At 69.0% G+C, this 8,186-nt stretch carries 8 protein-coding genes; 6 read left to right on the top strand and 2 right to left on the bottom strand.

Features of this window, described 5'->3' with window-relative positions; translation table 11 throughout:
- The coding region (locus ON39_RS11240) for a phytoene desaturase family protein (protein ID WP_040733466.1) at positions 1 to 741 on the bottom strand (741 nt) is incomplete at its 3' end.
- A 22-nt stretch (positions 742 to 763) separates the two neighbouring features.
- A complete protein-coding gene (locus ON39_RS11245; RefSeq protein ID WP_040733459.1) occupies positions 764 to 1,375 on the bottom strand; it encodes a GNAT family N-acetyltransferase in 612 nt (203 codons plus the stop codon).
- Between the two features lie 145 nt (positions 1,376 to 1,520).
- Between ON39_RS11245 and ON39_RS11250 the strand changes: the two genes are divergently transcribed.
- From ON39_RS11250 to ON39_RS11275, 6 genes are all read left to right on the top strand, one after another.
- Complete coding sequence (locus tag ON39_RS11250; RefSeq protein ID WP_040733467.1) at positions 1,521 to 1,961, top strand: SAV_6107 family HEPN domain-containing protein; 441 nt, start codon at positions 1,521 to 1,523, stop codon at positions 1,959 to 1,961.
- 148 nt (positions 1,962 to 2,109) lie between these two features.
- Positions 2,110 to 2,535, top strand: a complete 426-nt coding sequence (locus ON39_RS11255; RefSeq protein WP_040733462.1) for an SCO2097 family morphological protein — start codon at positions 2,110 to 2,112, stop codon at positions 2,533 to 2,535.
- A 416-nt stretch (positions 2,536 to 2,951) separates the two neighbouring features.
- Positions 2,952 to 3,383 (top strand): division/cell wall cluster transcriptional repressor MraZ, encoded by a 432-nt coding sequence (gene mraZ, locus ON39_RS11260; RefSeq protein WP_040733463.1) that lies wholly within the window; start codon positions 2,952 to 2,954, stop codon positions 3,381 to 3,383.
- 196 nt (positions 3,384 to 3,579) lie between these two features.
- Positions 3,580 to 4,554, top strand: a complete 975-nt coding sequence (gene rsmH, locus ON39_RS11265; protein WP_040733464.1) for a 16S rRNA (cytosine(1402)-N(4))-methyltransferase RsmH — start codon at positions 3,580 to 3,582, stop codon at positions 4,552 to 4,554.
- Between the two features lie 85 nt (positions 4,555 to 4,639).
- Entirely contained in the window at positions 4,640 to 5,419 is a 780-nt protein-coding gene (gene ftsL / locus ON39_RS11270; RefSeq protein ID WP_040733465.1) for a cell division protein FtsL, read from the top strand.
- Positions 5,416 to 7,308 carry a peptidoglycan D,D-transpeptidase FtsI family protein gene (locus ON39_RS11275; protein WP_373283682.1) on the top strand — a complete coding sequence of 631 codons (1,893 nt, stop codon included), beginning with the start codon at positions 5,416 to 5,418 and terminating at the stop codon, positions 7,306 to 7,308. The genes ftsL and ON39_RS11275 overlap by 4 nt, the downstream gene beginning before the upstream one ends.
- Positions 7,309 to 8,186: the final 878 nt, after the last annotated feature.

Genomic DNA, 8,186 nt, shown 5'->3' on the forward strand with positions numbered 1-8,186 from the left:
CGCGGTCACCACGCCGCCGTCGGACCGCAGCCGCGCCACCAGCGCCGCGCTCAACGCGCCGCTGCCGCCGACCGCCCGTCCCGGCGGCAGCGTGTGCATGAGCGCCGCGAACCCCACCATCGGCGCCGTGCCCGGCTCCGACATCGGCGGGCCGGACTGCGCGCCGAACCAGGCCAGCGAGGCCTTGAGCCGCTCGTCCTGAAAGAGCGTGTCCAGCAACGCATCCCCGGACTGCAGGAACTCCCGCGAGAGCGCGCTGCCGCCGTCCTTCGCGTCCAGCCCCCAGAACGAGCGCAGCAGTCGACCCGGCGAAGGCCCGCCGCCGAACGCGCGCATCACCCTGGCACTGCGCGGCCCCCATACCTCCACGAAACGCCGATACGCCACGGCATCTCGTTCACCGCAGGCGGCGGCGATCGACGCACAGGTGGCGTCCAGATCGCGATGGAAGACCAGCGGCGCGCGGCCGTCGTCGCCAGGCGTGAAACCCCAAGGGTCGCAGTCGATGTAGCGCAGCCCGAACCGGCCGAGCGCCAGCTCCTCGATGATGCCGGTGTGGCGCACCATGATGTGCGCGGACGAGCCGCGATCGACCAGGTGCCCGGGAAACCGCTCGACGGTGGACACCGCCCCGCCGAGCACCTCGTCGCGCTCGAGCACCTCCACCGCGTGCCCGTCCCGCGCGAGATAGCAGGCGGCGACCAGCGCGTTGTGGCCCGAACCGACCACGATCACCGTCACGTGACCCACCCGCGCGCAGCCGTCACAGCGGCAGCCGCCGTCCGAGAATGGCGAACGGCCTGGTGTCGCCCGCGAACACGAAATTCCGCACCACGTCGGTGAATTCCCGGCGCCGGTACAGCCGCCAGGCCCGGTTGTCCTCCCGCTCCACCTCCGGGGTGGACAGCAGCACCGCCCGCTCCGGCCGGTCCCGCAGCAGCCGCTCCAGCAGCGTGCCGCCGATGCCGAGACCCTGCGCCGAGGGGTGCACGTGCAGCTCGGTCAGCTCGAAGTAGTCCGAAAGCAGTTCGCGCGTCGAGTTTTCCGGCCAGCCGGAGCGCCGCATCCCGCTGTGCACCTGCTGGTGCCACCACTGGTGCGCGGCGCCGCGGTAGCCGTAGGCGATGGCCACGATCGGCGAGGAGCGTAGGTCGACGTGCCCCGAGTCGTCGGGGACCACCGCGGCGACGGCCTGCCAGCCGGGGCGGGTGGTGTGCTCGGTCCACATCGGCGCGCGATGGTGTTCGGTGCCGCGCGGATAGTCCATCGCCGCGACGTACACCGCCAGGGCGTCGTGCAGCCGGGAGCGCAGGGCCGCGACGGACAGGTCGACGACGACGGGTGCGGGGGTGTGATTGGGCTTGACGGCGGTCATGGCTCTCGTCGGGTCCACAGCGGGCGCGGAAGTTTGTCGGTGGGCGTCTCTATATTCAATCTCAATTCAAACGTTCGAATACCTGTTCGGTCACACCAAGGCGGTGTTGGCCCTCGGGTACGCGATAGCGGAGGGACTGGCGACGATGTCTGGTCGAGTCGAACATCCGGGACAGCCGGGCCGGGCGGGCAAGCTGCTGCAGCGGGCCGACGGCCTGCTCATGCAGGCGGCGGGGGAGCGGGACCCGCGCGAACGATTCCGCACGGCCTATCTGGCCGCGTTGCGCGGGGCGGGCGCGGTGATCGCGCTCACCGGCGCCGACAACGCGCCGCGGGCTCGTTCGCGCAACGCGTGGGTGCTGATGCAGTCCGCCGCGCCCGAGTTCGTGATGTGGGCGGATTATTTCAGCGCCCGCTCGGAGACCAGGGCCGCGCTGGAGGCGGGACTCGATCGAGACATCGACGACGACGAGGCCGACGAGTTCTATTCCCGGGTAGGAGCATTCCTGCACGACGTCGAAGATCTCCTTACCGCATCGGCTCGGTTACGCCCCGCGCCGGGGTGGACAGGGGGCATGACCGGATAGTGACAGGCGGCACGCCCACATAGTTATGTGCGACTAGGTGGTACGGCCCTGATCGAACTCGTATCATTGGTGTCAGATAGCCGCCAAGGTCGGCTATCACGTCGCCTACCCGGAGGCGACAGCCACGCCTAGTGCCGGGGGAGGTACCGTGCCACTCTCCGAGCACGAGCAGCGCATGCTCGAACAGATCGAGAGCGCGCTCTATGCTGAGGATCCGAAGTTCGCGTCGTCCGTCCGCGGCGGGCGCCTCCGCTCGACCTCGAGTCGTCGCAGACTCCAGGCTGCGGCCCTGTTCGTCCTTGGTCTGTTCCTACTGGTCGCAGGCATCGCCGCTCCGGTGAAGCCCGGCGGCTTCCCGATCATCAGTCTGATCGGCTTCATCGTGATGTTCGGCGCGGGCGTACTGCTGCTGGTCGGCACGTCCAAGGGCATCGCGAAGGGTGATCGGGCCGGCGGCGACGCCACGCCCGGTGGTCCAGGCGGAACGGCCGGGCAGCGTGGGCGCCAACGCAAGTCCGGCGGTTTCTCCGAGCGCATGGAGGACCGATTCCGGCGAAGGTTCGAGCAGGAGTAACCCGCTCATAGCCTGACACTCGCACAGAGACGGCGACGCCGCACCGATTCGGTGCGGCGTCGCCGTCTCGCGTTCGCGGCACCCGCACGCCCGCGGTGATCTCCGCGTGGGTGCGCCGCGCTTTCCCCACCTTTCCCCACAAGATCCCCCACTCTGCCCCCTCGGCGGCCGTTCAAACGTGGCACCTGGGCGTTTGCTGGGTGTTTCCGGGCCTTTGTCCATGCGGACTGTGCGTGTCGGCAGAACACGCAAAAAGTTCTCCACCTGAGTGATAGCTGGGATGACCTGCGGAATCGTCTGGGTCGGGAGCCAGATCACCGGCAGTTTCGATTGAAAGTGGGGGAAAGTGGGGTAATGTGGAGCGCGCACTACAGGAAAGGCCGACCATCGAGGTGATCGACTAGGGAGGTATCGAGTTGTTTCTCGGTACCTACACACCTCGGCTGGACGACAAGGGGCGACTCACGTTGCCTGCGAAATTTCGAGACGATCTGGCGGGAGGGTTGATGGTCACGAAGGGTCAGGACCACAGCCTTGCCGTGTACCCGAAAGAAGAGTTCACCGCGCTCGCACGACGGGCCGCGGCGGCATCTCGAAGTAATCCGCAGGCGCGCGCGTTCGTCCGGGCACTGGCGGCCGGAACGGACGAACAACGTCCCGACGCCCAGGGCCGCATCGTGTTGTCGGCCGAACATCGTCGCTACGCGAACCTCCAGCGGGATTGCGTGGTGACCGGCTCGGTCGATTTCCTCGAGATATGGGACAAGCAGGCGTGGGACTCCTACCTCGCCGAGCACGAGGAGGACTTCTCGCAAGCGAGAGACGAGTCGCTGGGCGGAATCTTCTAGCCCCGAGCGAACGAGTGCCGCGCGGCCTCTGCCCGGACGCGGACCCTGACGTACTTCCCCGACGCCAGGTGCCGAGGTTCGGTCAGAGACCACGGGGCATTCGTCTCCGGCAACGGTTTCTTATGCACAAGCATTGTGGAACAAGGCGACCCGTGCGCGGTGCGCGACGACGCGAGGCAGATCCCGGGAGGTCGAGGTGAACCGTGAACAGGACGGGCCCCGCCATGTTCCTGTTCTGCTCGGGCGAGCCGACGCGCTGCTCGGGCCCGCGCTCACCGAGCCCGGCGCGGTCTACCTCGACGCGACGCTCGGCCTCGGCGGACACGCCGAACACTTCCTGCGGACCTACCCCGGCCTCCACCTCGTCGGCCTCGATCGCGATACCGCCGCGCTGAAGCTCGCCGCCGAGCGGCTCGCGCCGTTCGCAGACCGAATCACCTTGGTGCACACCCGATACGACGGCATCGCCGAGGCGCTGGCGCAGGCGGGACTCGCCGCGACCGGGTCGGTCTCCGGCATCCTGATGGACCTCGGCGTGTCCTCGATGCAGCTCGACGAGGCCGATCGCGGCTTCGCCTACTCCGTCGACGCGCCGCTGGACATGCGCATGGATCCGACCACCGGTCCGACCGCCGCCGACGTGCTCAACACCTACAGCCACGGCGACCTGGCCCGCGTGCTGAAAACCTATGGGGAGGAACGCTTCGCGGGCCGCATCGCCTCCGAGGTGCTGCGCCGCAGGCAGCAGAAACCGTTCAGCACCAGCGCGGAACTGGTGGAGCTGCTGTACGCGACGATCCCGGCGGCCACTCGCCGCACCGGCGGGCACCCGGCCAAGCGCACCTTTCAGGCGCTGCGGGTCGAGGTCAACCGCGAGCTCGACTCGCTGCGCGCCGCGCTGCCCGCGGCCATGGACGCGCTGCGGGTCGGCGGCCGGATCGTCGTCATGTCGTATCAGTCACTGGAGGACAAGGTGGTCAAGCAGGAGTTCGCGCCGCGCGCGGCCTCCAGGACCCCCGTCGACCTACCGGTCGAATTGCCGGGCATGGGGCCGGAATTCCGGATGTTGACCCGTGGCGCGGAGAAGGCGACCGAGGAGGAGATAACAGAGAATCCGCGAGCGGCACCGGTAAGGATGCGCGCGGCGGAACGAATTCAGGAGGCCGGATGAGACCTGAGCTCGCCCGGCGGACCGGGTGCGGGGCCTGGACAAGGGAGGCCGGATGTCCCGCACAGACTCACGAGGGGACGGCAGTATGAGTATACGGACGCGGACCGTCGAGGCGCCCGGGCGGATCGCCCGCCGGGTCCACGAATCCGAGCGGGTGAAATCGGGTGCCGCGCAACGGGCTTACGCCCGGCGCCGGACCCGCGCCGAGATTCGTTCGGACCCAGCGGAACTGCCGCGGCGGCCGGGATCGGTGATGGCGGCGCGCATTCCGTTCGTCGCGGCGATCATCGCGCTGCTGGGCTGTGGCCTCGCCCTCACCCTGCTGCTGACCACCCGCGCCGCGGAGGACAGCTATCAGCTCGGCGACATCAGGGCGACCAACAAGCGACTGGCCGACGAGCGCGCGGCGCTGCTGCGCGAGGTCGAGGCGGCCGACTCGCCGCCCAATCTCGCCGCTCGCGCACGGGAACTCGGCATGATCCCGGCCAAGGACCCGGCCCGCATCGTGCTCGCCCCGGACGGCGCGGTGACCGTGATCGGCAAACCCGCTCCGGCACAGGGCGCCCCGGTGCCCCCGCTGAATGTCTCGCCGACCGCCCCGGTCCCGCAGGCCGGCAATGTGGAGGCCCGCGGTGAACGCGTGGTGCCGGTGACCACCACCCCGCCGCCCCCGCCCAATAGCGGTGCCGCGCCCAACAACGTCCAGGTGAACGCCGCCCCGGCGAGCCCGGCTCCGGTCAGCCCGGCCCCGCAGGCCCCCGCCGAGCCCCACCAGATCGAAATCGCGCAGCCCCCAGTGGATGTCGCGCAGGACCAGGCGGAAAGCCCTCAGCCCCAAGCGCTTCCAGACGGAGGCGGCCGGTGACGCAGACCAGACCCGCGCCGCGCAGGCGTCGCGGGCCCGGTCCGAACAGGGCGGCCACCCCGCGCTCCGCCGCGGCCAAGAAGAACCAGCCGCTGCGCAGGCGCCTCGGCGCCGGCCGCATCATCATGCTGGTCGCCCTCGCCGTCGTCGCCCTGCAACTGCTGTGGATTCAGACGATCAACGCGCCGAGCCTGTCCGCGCAGGCCGCGGAACAGCGCACCGCGCACGAGCCCGACTACGCCATCCGCGGCCCGATCACCGACCGCAACGGCAAGTCGCTCGCGTACACCATCGCCGCGAAACAGCTGCACTTCCAGCCGGTCGCGGTCCGCCAGCAGCTGGCCGACGCGAAGGCCAAGAACCCCAAGGCCCCCGACCCGGAGGAGCGGCTCAAGGCCATCGCCAAGACCGTGCACGACAAGCTCGGGAAGGCGGGGCCGACGGAGGCGGAGCTGCTCACGATGCTGCACAGCGACGAGAAGTTCCTCTACCTGGCGCGCGGCGTCGACCCCAGAATCGCCGCGGACATCCGCACGCAGTTTCCCGAGGTGGGCGCGGACGCCCAGTACCCGAGGGAGTATCCGGGCGGTTCGCTGGCGGCCAACGTCATCGGCGTCACCGGCTGGGACAGCCACGGCCAGGTCGGCCTCGAGTCCTCGCTCGACTCGGTGCTCGCGGGCACCGACGGCTCGCGCACCTATGACCGCGGCTCCGACGGCACGGTCATCCCCGGCAGCTGGCGCGACAAGCAGGACGCCGTGAACGGCAACGGCGTCGAGCTGACCCTCGACTCGGATCTGCAGTACTACGTGCAGCAGCAGGTGCAGCAGGCCAGGGAAATGTCCGGGGCCAACTCGGCCTCCGCGGTCGTGCTCGACGCCAAGACCGGGCAGGTGCTGTCGATGGCCAACGACAACACCTTCAACCCCAAGCTGTCGCCGCAGACCTGGGCCGCCGCCGACATGGACAACCCCTCGGTGACCGAGGTGTTCGAGCCGGGTTCGGTGAACAAGATCATCACGGCCGCCGCGGCCATCGAGTACGGATTGACCAATCCGGATGAGGTGCACCAGGTTCCGGGCGAGATCCGGATGGCGGGGGTGACCGTGCACGACGCGTGGAACCACGGCGTCGCGCCGTACACCACCACCGGCATCTTCGGAAAGTCGTCCAACGTGGGCACTTTGATGCTCGCGCAGCGGGTGGGCGAGGACCGGTTCGCCGACATGGTGCACCGCTTCGGCCTCGGCCAGCGCACCGGCGTCGGCCTGCCGGGCGAGAGCGCGGGCGTGGTGCCCGCGCGCGACCAGTGGTCGGGCGGCACGTTCGCCAATCTCCCTATCGGGCAGGGTCTTTCGATGACCACGCTGCAGATGACGGCCATGTACCAGGCGATCGCCAACGACGGCGTGCGGATTCCGCCGCGCATCATCAAGGCCAAGATCGCGCCGGACGGCACCCGCACCGAGGAGACCCAGCCCGACGGGGTGCGCGTGGTGAGCGCGCAGACCGCCGCGACGCTGCGCACCATGTTCCAGTCGGTGGTGCAGCGAGATCCCATGAACGCCAACGAGAACGGCACCGGCGGCCCGGCCGCGATCGAGGGGTATCAGATCGCGGGCAAGACCGGCACCGCGCAGAAGGTCGACCCGAACTGCCAGTGCTACTCGACCTCGTCGTTCTACATCACCTTCGCCGGCATCGCCCCCGCCGACAATCCGCGCTACGTCATCGGCCTCATGCTGGACAATCCGGTGCGCAGCTCGGACGGCAGCGGCGGCCAGTCCGCGGCGCCGCTGTTCCACAACATCGCCTCCTGGGCGCTGCAGCGCGACCGCGTTCCGCCGTCGCCGGAGCCGTCCAAACGATTCGTGCTCCAGGCCGATTAGCCGGTGCCGCATCTTATCCGGCGACACGGCGGCCTCGCGCAGGTCGTGATTGTCGGCGGGAGACAGCGAGAACGGGTGGTTCTTTCCTCGGAAGGATCACCCGGTTCGGCGGTTCTTTCACCACTGCGGTTCGCTGTCGGGCGGAATAGAGTCGTTGCTCCTCCGCGCGGTTCATACGGCCATGTCGTTTCACTGCCGTCGGTAGTCGAAACCGTCGGGGCAAATGAGGATGCCTGCGTTCGCGGCATTGCGAGGCGCGAATGGCATAACCGAACTGCATCTTTGCCGGACGGGTCGTCGTCACGCCTGACATCGATCGTCCATGCCGTCGGCGATGCTCACCAACTCGATCAACGACTCGACGCCTTTGCGCCCGAATTCCTTTCGACGAATGTCACGGGTTTCAGCGGGCGGCGCTGCCTACTACGGATTTTCACCGTCAAGACGCCACGCATTTACGGCGTCAAGTCAATCGACACATTACTCGCCGCGTATTGTGGAGAGCCGAATAGGTTTTCGCACGCGAGGTGGAACTCCCCACGGCGGAGTCCGTTCACCGCCCGAAGGGAGGCCCGACGACGTGCCGGAGTCGAACAAGGCTCGATAGCCGCGACGCGCGGTGTATCGACGCGCGAATTCGGTGTATTCGCCGTTCGCCTGTCTCACCCGGCCCGTCCGGCACCGAGCGCGGTTGCTCGCACCGATAGAGTCCCTAGGCGCGTTGCTGGGCCGTGACCGGCCGTCGGTAACCTGACTCGTCGTCCCAGTCCCGCCCGTCCCAGAGAGGAGCACAGTGCCTGCGCAGTCCAGCCAGCACGCGCTCCGGCCCGCCCATCCGCCGGCCACCGCGCTGACCGCCCTGCAGGCGTCGACCGGCG

This window comes from Nocardia tenerifensis NBRC 101015, assembly GCF_000308715.1.
GTDB lineage: Bacteria > Actinomycetota > Actinomycetes > Mycobacteriales > Mycobacteriaceae > Nocardia > Nocardia tenerifensis.